The sequence below is a fragment of the Planctomycetaceae bacterium genome (assembly GCA_041398825.1).
Classification (GTDB): Bacteria; Planctomycetota; Planctomycetia; order Planctomycetales; family Planctomycetaceae; genus F1-80-MAGs062.
The window spans coordinates 473,114-489,545 of record JAWKTX010000003.1; the positions used below are offsets into that span (position 1 = coordinate 473,114).

General features: G+C 54.2%; 13 protein-coding genes. 12 read left to right on the plus strand and 1 reads right to left on the minus strand.

All coding sequences use genetic code 11. From position 1 onward, the window contains the following. Positions 1-8: 8 nt before the first annotated feature. From R3C20_08120 to R3C20_08130, 3 genes are read left to right on the plus strand one after another with little or no spacing between them, the layout of a single operon-like run. Positions 9-1,043 carry an ELM1/GtrOC1 family putative glycosyltransferase gene (locus R3C20_08120; GenBank protein MEZ6040456.1) on the plus strand — a complete coding sequence of 345 codons (1,035 nt, stop codon included), beginning with the start codon at positions 9-11 and terminating at the stop codon, positions 1,041-1,043. Beyond that, positions 1,013-1,945: a PmoA family protein gene (locus tag R3C20_08125; protein MEZ6040457.1), complete on the plus strand. Its 933-nt coding sequence runs from the start codon at positions 1,013-1,015 to the stop codon at positions 1,943-1,945. The genes R3C20_08120 and R3C20_08125 overlap by 31 nt, the downstream gene beginning before the upstream one ends. After that, positions 1,942-2,823: an alpha-1,2-fucosyltransferase gene (locus tag R3C20_08130; protein ID MEZ6040458.1), complete on the plus strand. Its 882-nt coding sequence runs from the start codon at positions 1,942-1,944 to the stop codon at positions 2,821-2,823. The genes R3C20_08125 and R3C20_08130 overlap by 4 nt, the downstream gene beginning before the upstream one ends. Before the next feature lie 40 nt (positions 2,824-2,863). Here R3C20_08130 and R3C20_08135 read toward each other — a convergent pair whose 3' ends face one another. Further along, on the minus strand, positions 2,864-4,087 hold the full coding sequence (locus R3C20_08135; protein MEZ6040459.1) for a class I SAM-dependent RNA methyltransferase: 1,224 nt from the start codon (positions 4,085-4,087) through the stop codon (positions 2,864-2,866). 211 nt (positions 4,088-4,298) lie between these two features. Between R3C20_08135 and R3C20_08140 the strand changes: the two genes are divergently transcribed. The 9 genes from R3C20_08140 to R3C20_08180 all read left to right on the plus strand — a co-directional run bounded on the left by R3C20_08140 (position 4,299) and on the right by R3C20_08180 (position 16,260). Continuing rightward, the gene (locus R3C20_08140) at positions 4,299-5,780 is read left to right on the plus strand and encodes an efflux RND transporter periplasmic adaptor subunit (GenBank protein ID MEZ6040460.1); all 1,482 of its coding nucleotides are present in this window, start codon (positions 4,299-4,301) and stop codon (positions 5,778-5,780) included. Then, positions 5,777-9,271, plus strand: a complete 3,495-nt coding sequence (locus R3C20_08145; GenBank protein MEZ6040461.1) for an efflux RND transporter permease subunit — start codon at positions 5,777-5,779, stop codon at positions 9,269-9,271. Before R3C20_08140 ends, R3C20_08145 begins: the two co-directional genes overlap by 4 nt. 386 nt (positions 9,272-9,657) lie before the next feature. Continuing rightward, positions 9,658-10,035: a ribosome-associated translation inhibitor RaiA gene (raiA, locus tag R3C20_08150; protein MEZ6040462.1), complete on the plus strand. Its 378-nt coding sequence runs from the start codon at positions 9,658-9,660 to the stop codon at positions 10,033-10,035. A 205-nt stretch (positions 10,036-10,240) separates the two neighbouring features. Then, positions 10,241-10,714 carry a PTS sugar transporter subunit IIA gene (locus R3C20_08155; GenBank protein MEZ6040463.1) on the plus strand — a complete coding sequence of 158 codons (474 nt, stop codon included), beginning with the start codon at positions 10,241-10,243 and terminating at the stop codon, positions 10,712-10,714. Between the two features lie 72 nt (positions 10,715-10,786). After that, positions 10,787-11,101, plus strand: coding sequence for an HPr family phosphocarrier protein (locus R3C20_08160; GenBank protein ID MEZ6040464.1), 315 nt, complete (start codon positions 10,787-10,789; stop codon positions 11,099-11,101). 222 nt (positions 11,102-11,323) lie between these two features. Continuing rightward, entirely contained in the window at positions 11,324-13,072 is a 1,749-nt protein-coding gene (gene ptsP / locus R3C20_08165; protein ID MEZ6040465.1) for a phosphoenolpyruvate--protein phosphotransferase, read from the plus strand. Positions 13,073-13,175: 103 nt separating this feature from the next. Beyond that, positions 13,176-14,759: an Rne/Rng family ribonuclease gene (locus tag R3C20_08170; protein MEZ6040466.1), complete on the plus strand. Its 1,584-nt coding sequence runs from the start codon at positions 13,176-13,178 to the stop codon at positions 14,757-14,759. Between the two features lie 199 nt (positions 14,760-14,958). Continuing rightward, complete coding sequence (gene rplU, locus R3C20_08175; GenBank protein MEZ6040467.1) at positions 14,959-15,312, plus strand: 50S ribosomal protein L21; 354 nt, start codon at positions 14,959-14,961, stop codon at positions 15,310-15,312. A gap of 198 nt (positions 15,313-15,510) precedes the next feature. Beyond that, positions 15,511-16,260 (plus strand): glycosyltransferase family 2 protein, encoded by a 750-nt coding sequence (locus R3C20_08180; protein MEZ6040468.1) that lies wholly within the window; start codon positions 15,511-15,513, stop codon positions 16,258-16,260. Positions 16,261-16,432 lie beyond the last annotated feature (172 nt).

Genomic DNA, 16,432 nt, shown 5'->3' on the forward strand with positions numbered 1-16,432 from the left:
GCAAAGTCATGTCTGACTCCAGGCCGATTGTCATCTGGAAGATTGGTGATGGCCGACCAGGGCACGAAAACCAGGTGGCTGGTTTGGTTGATGCGCTGGCTCGACGAATTTCGTGTGTGGACTATCGCATCGATGTCGACAATGGTTTACGAGGACTGCGCAGTCTGCTGCCAGGTTCCCTGACAAAGCTGGCGGATCTGCCAGCTCCCGATGTTCTGATCGGTGCCGGGCATGCAACACATCTGACCATACTGGCCTGCCAGCGACGGTTTGGCGGCCGATCGGTAGTCGTGATGAAACCCAGTCTTCCAGTGGGCATCTTCGATTGCTGTCTGATTCCTGCTCACGATCATGTGCGCGTCACTTCAAGGCGCGTCATTCGATTCGAAGGGGCTTTGAATCGAATACAGCCGGAGAAGTTGCAGGATGATGGCCGCGGACTGATACTGATCGGCGGACATTCGAGACATTTTCGCTGGGCTCAGAATCATCTGTTCGGGCAGCTGGATCGAATTCTTGCCGGGGATTCACAGATCTGCTGGACCATTGCAACGTCACAGAGGACGCCACCGGATTTCGTTCGCAATTGCCGGCTCAGGTATCCTTCGCATGCCGTTGTTGCCCCGGACGAACGCGTGGGTACGTGGCTTTCGGTTCAGCTTCAGACGGCGGGGACAGTCTGGGTGACCTGCGACAGTGTTTCGATGCTGTACGAGGCCGCGACAGCAGGTGCGCGTGTTGGTATGCTGGAGCTTCCGGCCAACGGTCGGAACAGAGTTGCTGCAGAAATGCGGCGAGTCTGCCAGAGGGGCAGGGCAACGGCCTGGAGCGAATGGATACGCGGTGTGGAACTGAAAAAGCCGGAGCAGTCATTTTGCGAAGCAGATCGCTGTGCGGAAGAATTGATTGGTCGTCTGCTTCCGCATGCACAACGGTCCTGTCGATTCGAACGTTCGCCTGTCCTGCTTCAAAAAGACGTACCGGTTGATACTTTGACAGAAGAGATCGCAGAATGGCAACTCCACCCGCTCGATGTCAGGTGATACCTCAGGCTGGTCGTCAGGTTAGTTTTTGTGTTGACGATCGTGAAGTCCTGCGGTGGCATGAAGGTCTAGACTATCCGCGGCCTTATTTCTTTCCACTAGTCGCACCATCCGGCAGATCGTTGACAAGGATGGGGCATCCGGGCGCCCCGAATCACGATCACCATCAATCGATCTGGTTTGCTCATCACAAAGTGATGGGGATTGATTTCTGGGGCAATGCTTCCGGTGCAACGATTCGCCAGTTGCAATGGCTGGCCTACGAGGATGGTGACGATGCCTGCCGCATGGCTGTCCTGCTGGGTTGGTATGATGGTCATGATCCGGCGGCGTTGATGCAGCAGGAAATGGTTTGCGAGGTTCGACCTGTCGGAAGCGAGCGTGAGTTTGTTGTTGAGGTTCAGTCTCGCTTTACGCCATCAGCAGATTCACTGGAATTGCAGCAGACAAACTTTGGTGTGCTGGCGGTTCGAGTTGCTCGCGGCATTTCCGGGCACTTTGGTGGCGGGACGTTGACCAACAGCGAATCAGCGATTGGAGAGCGGGCGATTTTCGGAAAACCTGCCACCTGGGTGGACTACAGTGGAGCCACAGATCGAAACGCACAACAAATCGAAGGTATTACTTACATGGATCATCCTTCGAATCCGGGGCAGCCAACGGGTTGGCATGTTCGCGAAGATGGCTGGATGTGTGCGTCGCCGACGATGAATGCTTCGATTGTGATTGAAAAAAGTCAACCGTTGATTCTGCGGTATCAGTTGTTCGTGCATAGTGGTGGCGTCGCACCCGATCGAATCGCAGAACTCGCTAAGACATTTGATGGGTCTTCTGGCTGGGTTGTCAGCAAGAGTAAGCGACCGCATATTGCCTGGACAATTGATCGAATGGAAGCAAAGTGATCATCTGCAGGTTTCTGGGTGGATTAGGAAATCAACTTTTTCAGTATGCGGCAGCAAGAAGTCTGGCGAACCGATGCCGCAGTGAAGTTGTTGCGGACAGTCGATTGTTTGCCAGCTACAAACTGCATTCCTATCTGATTGATCGGTTTCCGGTGCGGATGGTTGATGCGTCTTCGGCTGACCTCAGGGGAATGATACTTCCGCCGGAAAAGCGAGGACCGGTGAACTGGTTGTACTGGTCTGTTCGGAATCGTGGCCGATTAAACGTGTTTCGGGAAAAGAGCCTGCGATATCAGCCACAGTTCGAAGACTTAGCCGACAACACATACTTATGGGGATACTGGCAGTCGGAGAAGTATTTTCGGTCGATTGAACCATTGCTGCGTGAAGAGCTTGCCATTCCTGAGCCTGCAGATGAAGCGAATCAGGAGGCCCTGAAGCAGATTCGATCGGAATGGTCTGTTTCGTTGCACATTCGCCGCGGTGACTATGTTTCGAATTCAAAGACCAATCAAATCCATGGAACGTGCTCGCTCGACTATTATCAGGAAGCCGCTCGTTTCATGGCGGATCAAGCCGGTGAACCTCCGGTGTTCTTTGTGTTTTCGGATGACTCCGTCTGGACGCGGGAGAATCTGAAGCTGCCGTTCCCGATGAAGTTCATGTCGCACAATCCGGTCGATGTCCCACTGGCGGATTTAAAACTGATGAGCAGTTGCAGGCACCACGTGATCGCCAACAGCAGCTTCAGCTGGTGGGGAGCGTGGCTGAATCCATCGCCCGAAAAAACAGTCGTTGCGTGTCGGACCTGGTTTGCTGATCCCGGACGGGATGATCGCGACATTGTGCCGGATTCCTGGCACAGAATCGGCCCGTAAGGCTCTTCAGGAGCGTTTGACTGGAGGGTTGCAGGTTGAGTCAGTCAGGATTCGTTGAGCCGGGAGCCTCGGATTCGGGGCGGGCGGATTCGGGTTCTGAAGTGCCGACGGCATCCGATTCGGGCCTCGGGTCCTGTCCTGGCGGTGGACCAGGATACTGGTAATACTGACATTCCAGTCGGCCGTTGTAGAGTTTTCGCCGTCGAGGTGCGCGACGTCCGAAGTGTTTTTCGAACCATCGGTTGGACGTCAGCACGTAGATACTCCACGTTTCAAGTGGCGCGAAGACTCGCCCCATCTCCCGATAAACGGCTTCAACTTCCTGCGCGTCTCCCAGACGTTCGCCGTAGGGAGGGTTACAAATGATGCAGCCAAATTCACGGGTAAACGAAAGGTCGCTGATTTCCTGTTCCCTGAATCGAATGTCTCCCAGCACACCTGCTTCGCTTGCGTGACGTTCAGCCAGGCGGATGGCTCCGGGATCGTGATCGAACGCGATCACGGGATCGGGCATACGTGGCTGACGCAGGGCTTTGGCTTCGTTGCGACATTCTCTCCAGAGGCTTCTGGGCATCCAGGGGAATTCTTCTGAAATGAAGGATCTGCTCAGGCCGGGAGCAATATTGCGTCCGATCATCGCGGCTTCGATCGGAATCGTTCCGCTCCCGCAAAACGGGTCAACCAGAAGTCGTTCGCGATTCCAGTAGCTCAGCTGGATTAGTCCGGCGGCCATCGTTTCCCGGAGAGGTGCTGCACCAACTACCGCTCGGTAGCCTCGTTTATGCAGACCATCGCCGCTTGTATCGATCGTGAGCGTTGCGACGTCGTGGTGCAAAGAAACCTCAATCGGGAACTCTGCGCCCGTTTCATCAAACCGAAAGCGGTTATACTTTCGCTTCATGTTCTCGACAATGGCCTTTTTTACCGCTCCCTGAACTTTGGGAACTGCTGTCAGCCTGGATCGAACGCTACGTCCTGCAACCGGGAATTTTGCGTCGACCGGAAGCAGCTCGTTCCAGGGTAATTCCATCGTCTGGTCGAACAGCTGATCAAAATTCTCAGCGTGAAATTCTCCTAAACGGATGAGCAGTCGATCGGCCGTGCGGAGCCACAAATTGAGGCGGGCGATGTCTTTTTCGTCACCAGAGAAGTCGACACGGCCGTCTGATGTTCTAAGGTCCACATAGCCCAGCGAAGAAAGTTCGCGGGCGACGACGGATTCCATTCCGAAGGTCGTAGTGGCAATCAGATCAAAACAGGGCATCGTGGAAGACTGTTTCTGGCGAGATGTCAAAGGGCAATGGTATTGTTTCGGGTGGGCGGATTGAACGGTGGATGTCCGTCAGTGTCAATCATCTGTCTTATCAGATGTCAGGTTTTAGTAATCAGTGTAATCCATTCGATTTACTGGTAATTTATTTTTCTTTGCGACGTCAGGCGGACAGTCCCTGCCTTGTATTCTTCTGAGGAACATCGTGGCCAGAATCAACAGCTCTCCTTCATTTCGCTCCGTTTGGTTGGCGATTTCCGCTTGTCTGGCGTTTTGTTCTGCGGTGCTGAGCGGCTGTGCGAAGTCCGGCGATCCTGTGGACGGTGATTTGCAGGCCGCGAAACCGCCGGCTCAGCCCCCCGCACTTGTGGTGGTGCAGCCGGCGGAACAGCGAGACATCCGGCCAAAACTGGTCGCAATCGGTACTGTGCGAGCCAAACATACCAGCGTCGTCGCTTCCGGGGCGGACGGAGTCGTCTCCAGTTACAAGGTGGAAAGAGGCGATTATGTGAAAGAGGACGCGGTGCTGTCGGAATTACGAATGCGCTCAACGGATTTGAACCTGGAGTCTGAGCGAAAGATTCTTGCCGAACGACAGGCGGAATATCAGGAAGTTCTGACGCCACGAGATGAAGACGTTGCAGAATCAATGGCACGGTTGCAGGCGGCCGAAATTGCAGTGGCCAATGCCCGTCGTCAACTCGATGAACTCAAGTCGCTGGGGCAGCGGGGCGCGGCGAATGCTTCGGCAATTCGGGATGCTGAAGACAATTACGATGAACGACAGCAGTTGCGTCTTGCAGCCAAGGCGGCCCATGATCGCGTCGCTGCCGGTGTTCGCGAAGAGAGAAAGGCCCAGGCGCTGGCTCGGCTTGAATCTCAGCGAGCCCACGTCGCTTACCTGGAATCAGAACGAGAAAAACGAATCACCGCCGCTCCGTTTGCTGGTTTTGTGGTCGAGGAACACAGCTACGTTGGCGAATGGCTGTCGAAAGGTGATCCAGTCGTAACACTGGCTGATCTCAGTGAAGTGGAGGTCGAGGTTCAGGTGGATCAGACATTCATATCCCAGGTGAAACCCGGCAACATCGTGGAAGTTCGTATTCCCGGGGCACTCAATCCCGGATCGATGACGGAACGATGGGAGGGCACGGTGGATGCTATCGTACTTCGCAGCAACTGGGAGGAAGGTTCCCGGAGTTTCCCGGTGATCGTTCGAATCAAAAATGAAGTCGACGCGTCTGCTCAGGCCGCAAGTGCCCACCCAGCCTTGCCAGTGCTGCGAGACGGGATGATGGCCGAAGTTCAGTTTGAAGGAACGGCTGTGAACGCGCTTGTTGTTCCCAAGGACTCGCTTGTGAGATCAAATCGCGGTGTCTTTGTGTTTGCTGTTGATCCCCCTGCGGATCAAAAACCACCAGTGGCGCGGCAGGTGGAGGTTGTGCCGGGCATCAGCGACCAGGGCTGGATTCAGGTGCAATTCCCGCAAGCTGAAGCAGGGCAGGTGATAATTGCGGGGACACCCGTCGTGACGGTCGGCGGTGAACGCCTTCGTCCGTTCCAGACACTCATGATTCAGGATTCCGATACGGTGAAAACAGCGGAGAGCGCGTCTGCTGGTGCGCCAGCAGGCAAGGCCGGCAATTCCTCGAACAGGGACAACGCCGGGCAGGAGGCAAAGCGATGAACTTTATCCGCTTCTCCATTGACAATCCCGTCAAGGTTACTGTGGGTGTGATTCTGATGGTGCTGTTTGGCGGAATTGCCTACATCAGCACGCCCGTCCAGCTGACACCGGATGTCGTCGAACCGGAAATTACCATTACCACCATGTGGCCCGGGGCGAGTGCTCAGGAGGTTGAACGCGAAATCATTGAAGCTCAGGAAGAGCAGCTTAAGTCGGTGGAAGGGCTGGAGGAATTCACCAGTGAGAGCAGTGATTCGATGGGGTCAATCACGCTTCAGTTTCCGGTGGGCACAGACCTGTCGGATGCACGAGCGCGGGTGGCGGAAAAACTGAATCAGGTGCCGGAGTATCCTGACGATGCACGCGAACCGGTAATTTCGACGGTCAATGCCAATACCAATGCGATTGCCTGGTTCATCATGAAACCGCTTCCTCCTTCGAAGGAGGATCTGACGAATCTGGTGGCCGCCCATCCGGAACTCAGCGAAGCATTGCGGCCGATTTTCGATGCACCTGAACCTGTGGATCTCACCAGGCTGAATATGCTTCGGCCCGAATTTCCCGTTCTGGACGATTTTGTCAAAGGCCGCAACGATCCTGCGCTGTTGAAGAAATTCGCTGAGGATTTTATCGAAGCGGAGTTCGAACGTGTTCCGGGGATTGCCAATGCGAATGTCTTCGGTGGCCAGGAACAGGAATTTCGGGTTGTCGTGCAGCCCGCTCGTCTGGCGTCGCTTGGCCTGAGCATTTCTGATATGCGAACGGCATTGATGCAGCAAAACCAGAACACATCCGCGGGGGATATCCAGGAAGGCAAGCAACGCAACGTGGTGCGGACTCTGGGACAATTCCAGACACCGGAGCAGGTTGAAGAAACCATCATCACGTATCGAGATGGTTCGCCCGTCAGAGTTCGGGATGTGGCGACGGTTGGGGTGAGTTATAAGAAACCCGATGGCGTTGTGCGGCAACAGGGACTCAGCGCGCTGGCTGTCAATGCACAGCAGGCACCCAATACAAATCTGAAAGAGATCATGGGCCCGCCGCGCACCGCACTGGATCTGGATCATGACGGACAGATTACGGGGCTCGAACTCGCCGAATGTGAACGCATCTACGGTAAGTGTCTGCGAATCTCAGTTGAAGAGCTCAACAATGGCATCCTGAAGCAGAAAGGCGTTTATCTGGATCAGGTGTATGATCAGACCGAGTACCTTGATTCTGCCACGGATCTGGTTCGAAGCAACGTCTATGTGGGTGGGGCTCTGGCGGTCGCGGTCCTGCTTCTTTTTCTTCGAAGTATCCGGTCTGTTCTGATCGTGGGTATTTCGATACCGATCAGCATTGTCGCCACATGTTTGTTTGTACGCTTGTTTGATCGCAGTATTAACGTGATCAGCCTGGCTGGGATGGCTTTCGCAGTTGGTATGGTTGTCGACAATGCCATCGTTGTGCTTGAGAATATCTACCGACACTATCAGATGGGGAAATCTCCTCGCGATGCCGCCCTTGTCGGGACGCAGGAAGTTTGGGGAGCCGTACTGGCTTCGACCCTGACGACCCTGGCCGTGTTCGTGCCGGTGATTTTTGTTCAGGGACAGGCAGGGCAACTTTTCCGCGACATTGCCATCGCCATCAGTTGTGCCGTAGGGTTGTCGCTGATCGTGAGCATCACGGTGATTCCGACCGCCGCCTGCCGATTGCTTCGAGGTGAAAGATCCGCTTCGGTTGAGCGGGACACAGGTTTTGGACCATCTGGATTGTTCGGTTTAGTGCGTCTGGGCGCATTTCTGAACACGCTGTTCGTGAAGCTCATGCAGACGTCGCTGTCTGTAAAAGGAAGCTGGCTGATCCGGTTGCTTGTCGTTGCCGGATTTGTCATCGGATCTCTGACTCTCAGCCGCACGCTGATGCCGGATACAGAGTATCTGCCTTCGGGCAATCGTAATCTGGTGATCGCCATCCTTCTTCCCCCGCCTGGTTACAGTGTGAATCAGATGATTCAGCTGGGAGAGAATATGGAGCGGCAGCTTGCGCCATACTGGCTTGGTGAGGCTGCTCCCGGGGCACCGCGAATCAAGAATTTCTTTTTCGTGGCTCGAGGCCGCAGTCTCTTCATGGGGGCTCGCGCAGAGGATGAGCTTCGGGCAGCCGAATTGATTCCTGTTCTGTCGCAAGTGGCAGCGTCGCAGCCCGGGGTGATCCCGATTGTCAGTCAGGCGAGCCTGTTTGATAGTGGGCTGAGTGGTGGCCGGACGATTGATATTGAAATTACGGGGCCGGATCTTGAGGTACTTGTTGATAAAGCAAGAACGGCCTTTGGAATGTGTATGGGAGAATTTCCAACGCCGCCACTGGGCGGAAATCAATTGCGCCCGATACCGGGACTGGACCTTTCCAGTCCGGAGTTACACGTGATTCCACGTATCGAACGATCGTCGCAGCTGGGGTTATCGACATCGGAGATTGGTTACGCCGTAAATGCTCTTGTCGATGGTGCGTACGCCGGGGACTACTGGCACGAGGGTCGCCGCGTCGATCTTGTCATCTATGGCGATGATGAGTACGCCAGCCGATCACAGGATCTGAACAATCTGCCCATCCAGACACCGTCGGGATTCAATGTCCAGCTGGATTCAGTGGCAGATGTCGAACTCACGCGTGGGCCGGAGCAGGTAAATCATGTGGAGCGTTTGCGGTCGATCACCATCCAATTGAAGCCGGCGGAGGGAATGGCTTTGGAGGCCGCCCTGCGGACGGTGGACGAAAAGATTCGCAAACCTTTGATGCAGGACCCGGATTTTCAAAGTGGACTTTATCAGATCCGGCTGGCTGGGACGTCGGACAAGCTGGCAGATACCTGGTTCGAATTGCGATGGAATCTGGCATTGGCCGTTGTGTTGACGTATTTGCTGATGGCGGCCCTGTTCGAGTCGTTTGTCTATCCCGTCGTGATCATGACCAGTGTCGCACTGGCCCTGGTGGGAGGATTGCTTGGGCTGGCTCTCCTGAATCGTTTTACCTTCCAGGCGCTTGACATTCTGACAATGCTGGGCTTTGTGATTTTGATCGGAACCGTGGTCAACAATGCGATTCTGATTGTTCATCAGGCGTTGAACCTGATCCGCGACGAAGGGATGGAGTCGGTGGCTGCGGTCTGCGAAAGCGTACGAACTCGCATGCGGCCTATTTTTATGAGTACGTTGACGACAGTTCTCGGCATGTTACCTCTTGTGGTTCCAATTCCTGGTCGCGTTGATGGTCGATGGGAATGGGTTGCCGGCGCGGGAAGTGAGTTGTATCGGGGTTTGGGGAGCGTTGTGCTGGGTGGCCTGATTGTTTCGACGGTGTTTACGCTGGTGCTTGTTCCGTCTGCATTCAGCCTGGTCATGGACGCCCAGATTCAGGTGGGGCGGCTGGCTGATTGGCTTCGAAAACGAGCCGGTTCGTCGTCGCCACCGGTAGGGGATATCCCGAAGGGGATTGTTTAGCAGCCCGCTGAAAAACGGGACTGGCTCGAACAGGAAACCTGACAACTCGATGGTTTCCTGCCGTCCTGCGTCTCCGTCCCGATTTTTCAACCTACAGTTAGGGCTGGATCGCTTTATGCGAATTCCGGGCAGATGTCGGCGGTTACGTTGGTGCAGACCAAAAAAACGACTGAATACGTCTGCGGCAGTAAATCGTTGGTGTTGCTTTCCCAGATGTCATGCTCTGGTTAGAATCGCGTTAAAGTTCGTAGTGATTCGACTGGGAAAGCCGATTTTCTTTCGGGTTACGGAGGCCGAACGGACGATTTTCGTAGTCTGTTTCAGACAGATGACACGGACAGGCGGCCATGTCGCCAAACTCACTTGTTTTAGCGAAGGGACATTGAATGCAGGTCGCAATTACCTGCCGACACGGCAGCATCAGACAGGATCTCCACGAATATATTACTCGAAAGTCCGAGAAGCTGGTGCGATACCTGGATCAGGTGAGTGAGATTGATGTAACGATTGAATTCGAAGGGAATCGAGTCAGCGTAGAAATGCTTGTTGAAATCGAGGGGTACCACAGCATCGTGGCCCATGTGGAAGGGGAGGACGTTGGAGCAACGTTCGACAAAACGCTCCACAAGATGGAGCACCAGGTTCATAAGTACAAGGAAAAGCAGCGAGACCACCGGAGAGATAAGCCACTGAATGCGGCAATTGAGGCTGCAGAGCAGGCTGCTGCGTCCGAATCGGAAGAATCGGATGAAAGTGCGTCCTGATAACGTTGAATGGTAAAGGTTGGCGGACGACGCTGTGTCGTTTCTCCGGCCCCGGACGGCTCCGGCCCCGGAAGGCTCAGGGCTCAATCTCTTTCACATCGTCATTTCGGTCGATGCTCCGTCCAGACAGGGCGGATCGTTCTCCGGAGTGGATTTCGGTAGCATAGTTTCAGTTCGAATTGCATTAGAAGAAGTAGTGTCGCAAATGAAGCTCACAGATTTTGTGGTTCGCGAAGCCATCGTTCCATCGTTGACATCCACCACCAAGGAAGAAGTAATCCGTGAAATCGTTGCCAGCCTGAAGTCGACGGGCGTTTTTCGCGCGGAAGACGAGGAAGCGGTTGTTGCGGCAATTATGAAGCGTGAGGAGCTGGGTTCAACGGGCATCGGTAACGGCGTTGCTGTTCCGCATACCAAGCATCCTTCCGTGGAAAAGCTCTCTGCGGCTGTCGCTATTTCTCGCACCGGAGTGGATTTTGCCAGTCTCGACGGGGAAGACGTTTTCATTCTTTTCCTGCTGGTGTCGCCGCCGGATCGCCCGGGCGACCATCTTCGGGGCCTGGAGAACATCTCACGCCATCTGCGAAGCCAGGACTTCTGTAACTTCCTTCGACAGTCGACTACGGAAGTTGACATCTGGGACCTGCTTGTCGAAGCGGATGATGGTGATCGGGAGTAGTTTCGGAGTCTGTCCGAATGCCGATCGGAGGGACTGGAGGTTCTGATCGGCTGAGGCGTGAATGAGCGGTCGATGTTGGCCGCTAATCCGGGAGGGCGTTACATGGGCGATCAGGAAGTCGTGAGCGCGGTGGTCGAGTTGACCGTGCCGAATGGGCTGCATCTGACGCCAATTTCTCAGATCGTCAGTTGTGCAAGTCCCTTTCAGGCATCGGTGACTCTTGGCTTTGACGGCAAGACTGCCGACGCCAAATCCATCTACGACCTGATGCTGTTGGCGGCGCCATGTGGTGCAAAGCTGCAGGTAGATGCTCGAGGTACCGATGCGGGGCCAGCGATTGAGGCAATGAAATCCCTCTTTTGTGGCGGTTTTATTATTGCCGATTGAGAACGCACCAGTGGATGCTCGACCGGACGTTCATCCATAAGACGCTGAGTTCCGGCCTGCCAGGCTGGATCGTCCTCATTGCTGGTAGTTCAGCATGGGATTCATTAGTCTGCTGGCTCTGGCGTCGTTCTGTGCGGCGACTGTCGATTGGTGGTTGGCGTTCCGCTCCGGAATCGCCCGTGCCCCAAGGGGTTGATGAAGATCGGAGCGTCTTGAGGCGTTATGCAGGTTCGAAGCGGAATTGCGGTTTCACCAGGAGTTGTGACGGGTCCGGCACTTGTGCTGGGTTCCGAGAACTTTCGTATCCCCCGAAAGTACGTCACTCAGGACGCAGTTGACACGGAATTGCATCGTTTTCATACCGCACTGGATATTGTATGCGGACAGATCAAGGGCAACGAGCAGCTGGTTTCCAGCCAGTTGGGCGCCCAGTATGGGGCAATTTTCACCGCACATCTTCAGATGGCGCGCGATCCAAAACTGATCGCTGAAATCGAGAAGCTGATTCGGGAACAGTCACATTCACCTGAATACGCGGTCAGCCGGATTCTGCGGAAATTTGCATCCCAGCTTGAAGCGTTGGGTGACCGTTACTTGTCCGAACGGGCAATGGATATTTTCGATCTGGAGAAGCGATTGCTTCGCCAGTTGCTTGGTGAAAGTCGCGAAGAACTTTCGAGTCTGACTGAGCCTGTTGTGATTCTCGCTCACGATTTGACGCCTGGCGAGACGGCAACCCTGGATACAAAGTACGTTTTGGGATTCGCTACGGAAGTCGGCGGTCATACAAGTCACACCGCAATTCTCGCGGGCGCCCTGGAAATTCCTGCCGTCGTTGGGTTAGGCCGCTGTCTTGCGGGAGTATCTGGTGGTGAAACGGTCATTCTGGATGGTGATCACGGACAGGTGATCATCGAGCCGGATGACGCAACAGTCACCCGATTTCATGCATCGCGAGCCAGAAACCTCAGGGTCACTGAGCGGCTGGAACAGCTGGAGAATCTGCCTGCTGAAACGTCTGACGGGGAACAGGTGACTTTGCTCGGAAACATCGAGTTTCCGGAAGAAGTGCAGCAATGCATAAAACGCGGGGCTGATGGCATTGGTTTGTATCGGACCGAATTCCTCTACCTGAGTGGTAATAAGGAGCCAACGGAAGAGGATCACTATTCGGCCTACTGCCGTGTGCTGGAAGCATGTGGAGATTTGCCTGTCGTTGTGAGAACGCTGGATATCGGTGCGGACAAAGTGCCGGGCCCTCTCCAGAAGCAGTTTTCTGAAAGCCTGAATCCAATGCTCGGGTTACGCAGCATTCGGCTGAGCCTTCGGAATACCCCGCTCTTTAAGACACAGTTGAGGGCCATTCTTCGCGCTTCGGTTCATGGAAATGTGCGAGTCATGTTTCCACTGGTCTCGACGTTACTCGAGTTTCGGCAGGCTCGAATGATTTTGATGGATGTCATGGAGGATCTGGAGGACGAAGGTATTCCATTCAAACGGGATATCCCGATTGGCATGATGATGGAAGTGCCGTCGGCAGTGTTACTGGCGGAAGAGTTTGCGCGAGAGGTTGATTTCTTCTCAATTGGTACAAACGATTTGATCCAATACACTCTTGCGTGTGATCGTTCCGATCCGTCTGTTGCCAGTCTTTATCGTTCCGGGGACCCATCTCTGCTCCGTTTGATACAGATGGTTGTGAAGGCAGCCGAAAAACACTCCAGACCCGTGTCTGTTTGTGGACAAATGAGCTCCGATCCAAGATTCATTCCATTGCTTCTCGGTTTAGGGCTGCGGACTCTGAGCGTCACACCACATGCAATTCCTCGTTTGAAAGAAGTGATTCGAAACCTTTCGATCACGGAAGCAGAGCGAATTGCGACTCATGCGTGCGAGCTCGATCTGGCTCGCGATGTCGAACATTTTCTGCTTGGCGAACTGTCTCGGATTTGCCCCGATCTGGTCGTTTAGCAGCTACGAATACAAAGATTGTTGCGAGGTTTGCTCGCAGGGATTCACCGAAAACACCCGCCGATCTCACCATCGGCAAGAGTAGATTGTTGAGAAGTTCACTATGAAAAAAGAAATGCTGATCAATGTTTTGCAGCCCGAAGAAAGTCGGATTGCAATCGTTGAAGATGGCGTGCTCGAAGAACTGTACGTCGAACGCAGCAGTGCCGAAAACTACGTCGGAAACATCTACAAAGGCCGCGTGGTTAATATTGAGCCCAGTATTCAGGCCGCATTCGTCGACTTTGGAGTCGGGCGAAATGGTTTCCTGCATGTCAGCGATGTGGAGTTTCAGTACTACAAACATCTGCTGAAGGACGGCGAGAATGCAGAGGAAGACGAAGAGGAAGATGACAATCGAGGGCGTTCCCGCCGTCCACCTCGTCATTTGAACGAACGGAATGTGCGTAATAAGCCACCGATTCAGAAGATTTTTCAGCGAGGCAGCGAAGTTCTCGTTCAGGTGATCAAAGAGGGAATCGGAAATAAGGGGCCAACCCTCTCGACGTACATCTCAATTCCCGGTCGCTACCTGGTGCTGATGCCAGGGCTGCAGCGAGTCGGTGTCAGTCGGAAAATTGGTGACGAAAAGACCAGACGCCAGTTGCGACAAACAATGAAAAACATCCAGCCTCCCAACGGGTTGGGTTTCATTATTCGGACAGCGGGCATCGATCGCGAAGAAGCGGATTTGCGCCGCGACCTGAACTACCTGTTGCGACTGTGGGGCACGATTGTTCGCCGACTGAAAGACACCCCTGCGCCGGCAGGGATCTACGAAGAAAGCGACATGATCATTCGTACGATTCGCGATATCTACAACGGCGAAATTGACAGCGTCGTGATCGACGAAGATGCCGCCTGCGAACGTGCCCGTGAATTCATGAAGATTGTCATGCCCGGCCAGGTGAATCGGATTGAACGCTACGAAGGTACTGAGCCGCTCTTCAACAAGTATGATATTGAAGACGAAATTGCTCGGATTCAGGACCGTCATGTACCTTTGCAGGGCGGCGGATCACTGGTGATCGACCAGACGGAAGCACTGGTGGCGATCGACGTCAACAGCGGAAGTTTCCGCGCGGACAATGATCCGGAGGAAAGCGCATACCAGATGAATTTGCGTGCAGCCGAAGCGATTGCACGGCAGATTCGCCTCCGGGATCTGGGTGGCGTTATCGTCAACGACTTTATCGACATGCGGCAGGAAAGACATCGTCGCGGTGTCGAACGAGCCATGCGTGACGCGGTGAAGCGGGATCGCGCCCGAACGCGTGTCTTAAGAATCAGTCCCTTTGGTCTGATTGAAATGACTCGCCAGCGTATCCGCCCGTCGCTGCGAAGAAGCGTCTACGAGAACTGCCCGGCCTGCAACGGTGTTGGTCAGGTCAAGACGGCAGAAAGTCTGTCAATCGAAGTGATGCGACTGGTGATGGCGGGTTCCGCTCATGAAGATGTGAGCAAGATTGTGATTGAAGTTCACGATCGAGTCGGGCACTACCTGAACAACAAGAAACGCAAGGACATTACGAGAATTGAAGACGAGAACGATCTGCTGATTCAGATTGTTGCAAGGTCGGATGTATCGTTTGAGCATTTTACGTTTCGGTGTGAAGACGACCACGGCAAGGAAGTTCAGGCAGTCTGACAGCAGGTTGTGTTCTCCCCAGTGCCGGAAATCTGAGTACCAAGTGTGAAACAACCTGCATTTACCGCTCGAACATTCCGAATGTGATCGCTACAATCCGCGATTCGCAACCGGAACCAAAGTTCCTTACTGTATTTCTGTTCAGTTTTTTCGATGTGCTTGTTCGGTCTCTTGGCCGACGTACTGAGGTAGTGTCTCGATGTTTGCTGTGATTGAAAACGGAAGCCGTCAGCATCGCGTTCAGGAAGGCGATTTCCTTTCGATGGATTATCAGGCAGATCTCCAGGCAGGAGCATCGGTGACCTTTGACAAGGTGTTTCTGGCGAATGCCGGAGCCTCAAGTGTCATTGGTCGTCCGACCATCGAAGGCGCGACAGTTGTCGGTGAGGTTGTAATCGCCGAGGAGAAGGGGCCGAAGCTGGAAATTCAGAAGCTTCGCCGCCGAAAGAATTCACGTCGCCATACCGGGCATCGACAGAAATATACCCGCGTGCAGATTAAATCGATCAGCGTCCCGGGACTTCAGGTGGCAGAACAGCCTGCGGCTGAATAGCCCGCATTGATTATGCTGCCTGCGTAGGGAATATCACGAAACGAGGTCAGTCTGCCACGGCAGACTCGCCTCGTTTTTCATGCGCGCAGGGAATTGTTTCGGCAGGATTTGCGGGTCCCTGATGGTCGACACTAAGGGTAAACCGGCGACACAACTCCATTGCGCCTCCGTTAGTCCCATCGAATTGAATCCTTTGCCATGACCGATGACAAGCCCCGAGTAATCGCCGTAATGCCAGCATACAATGCGGCAAGCACGCTTGAGCGGACTCTGAAGGATATTCCAGAGGGTGCGGTTGACGAAGTGATCCTGGTGGATGATTGCAGTCGGGACAATACCGTGGAGGTTGCGGAATCGCTGGGGATCACGGTCATTCGCCATGAAAAAAACACGGGCTACGGTGGGAATCAGAAGACGTGTTATACGCACGCAATGCAAAAGGGGGCCGATATCGTTGTGATGATCCATCCGGATTATCAATACGACAGTCGAGTGATTTCTGTGGCGGCGGAACTTATCCGTCTGGGGAACTGCGATGTCATTCTGGGCTCTCGGATTCGGACCCGAGCCGAGGCGCTTGAAGGCGGGATGCCGGGGTGGAAGTACATTGCCAACCGATGCTTAACAATTACGGAAAACGTGGCTCTGGGGCAGAATCTGGGAGACTTCCATAGTGGTTTCCGGGCGTACCGTCGCGAGGTTCTGGAGACGGTGCCGTGGCAGGAGAACTCCGACGACTTCGTCTTTGACACTCAGTTTCTCGCCCAGGCAGTCGCTTTTGGATTTCGACTCGGGGATATCCCCGTCCCGGTTCGTTACTTCGCCGAGGCCTCCAGTATCAATTTCCGACGCAGTACACGCTACGGTCTGTTGACTCTCTGGGTGATGGCGCTGTTCTGGCTCAACAAGCTGGGACTTTATCGTTCCCGCATCTTCAGAAAGCGATGATCTCAGGGTCTGACTGTACAAAGACATATCTCCGCTTGACAATGCTCCCTGCAAGCGTTAGAGTTCAAGAGGAATTTTCACTATCGGGAACATGATTCTCTGAGTTTGTTAGTGAGAGTTCGCAGGGCAGAGCGTCAATCCGAAGCTGGGGATCTCAGCTTTGGCATCTGTT

Coding starts and splice junctions, on each gene's coding strand:
- rplU (MEZ6040467.1), top strand. CDS start 14,959: ATGTTTGCTGTGATTGAAAACGGAAGCCGTCAGCATCGCGTTCAGGAA.
- R3C20_08120 (MEZ6040456.1), top strand. CDS start 9: ATGTCTGACTCCAGGCCGATTGTCATCTGGAAGATTGGTGATGGCCGA.
- R3C20_08160 (MEZ6040464.1), top strand. CDS start 10,787: ATGTTGGCCGCTAATCCGGGAGGGCGTTACATGGGCGATCAGGAAGTC.
- R3C20_08145 (MEZ6040461.1), top strand. CDS start 5,777: ATGAACTTTATCCGCTTCTCCATTGACAATCCCGTCAAGGTTACTGTG.
- R3C20_08170 (MEZ6040466.1), top strand. CDS start 13,176: ATGAAAAAAGAAATGCTGATCAATGTTTTGCAGCCCGAAGAAAGTCGG.
- R3C20_08125 (MEZ6040457.1), top strand. CDS start 1,013: ATGGCAACTCCACCCGCTCGATGTCAGGTGATACCTCAGGCTGGTCGT.
- ptsP (MEZ6040465.1), top strand. CDS start 11,324: ATGCAGGTTCGAAGCGGAATTGCGGTTTCACCAGGAGTTGTGACGGGT.
- R3C20_08155 (MEZ6040463.1), top strand. CDS start 10,241: ATGAAGCTCACAGATTTTGTGGTTCGCGAAGCCATCGTTCCATCGTTG.
- R3C20_08135 (MEZ6040459.1), bottom strand. CDS start 4,087: ATGCCCTGTTTTGATCTGATTGCCACTACGACCTTCGGAATGGAATCC.
- R3C20_08180 (MEZ6040468.1), top strand. CDS start 15,511: ATGACCGATGACAAGCCCCGAGTAATCGCCGTAATGCCAGCATACAAT.
- raiA (MEZ6040462.1), top strand. CDS start 9,658: ATGCAGGTCGCAATTACCTGCCGACACGGCAGCATCAGACAGGATCTC.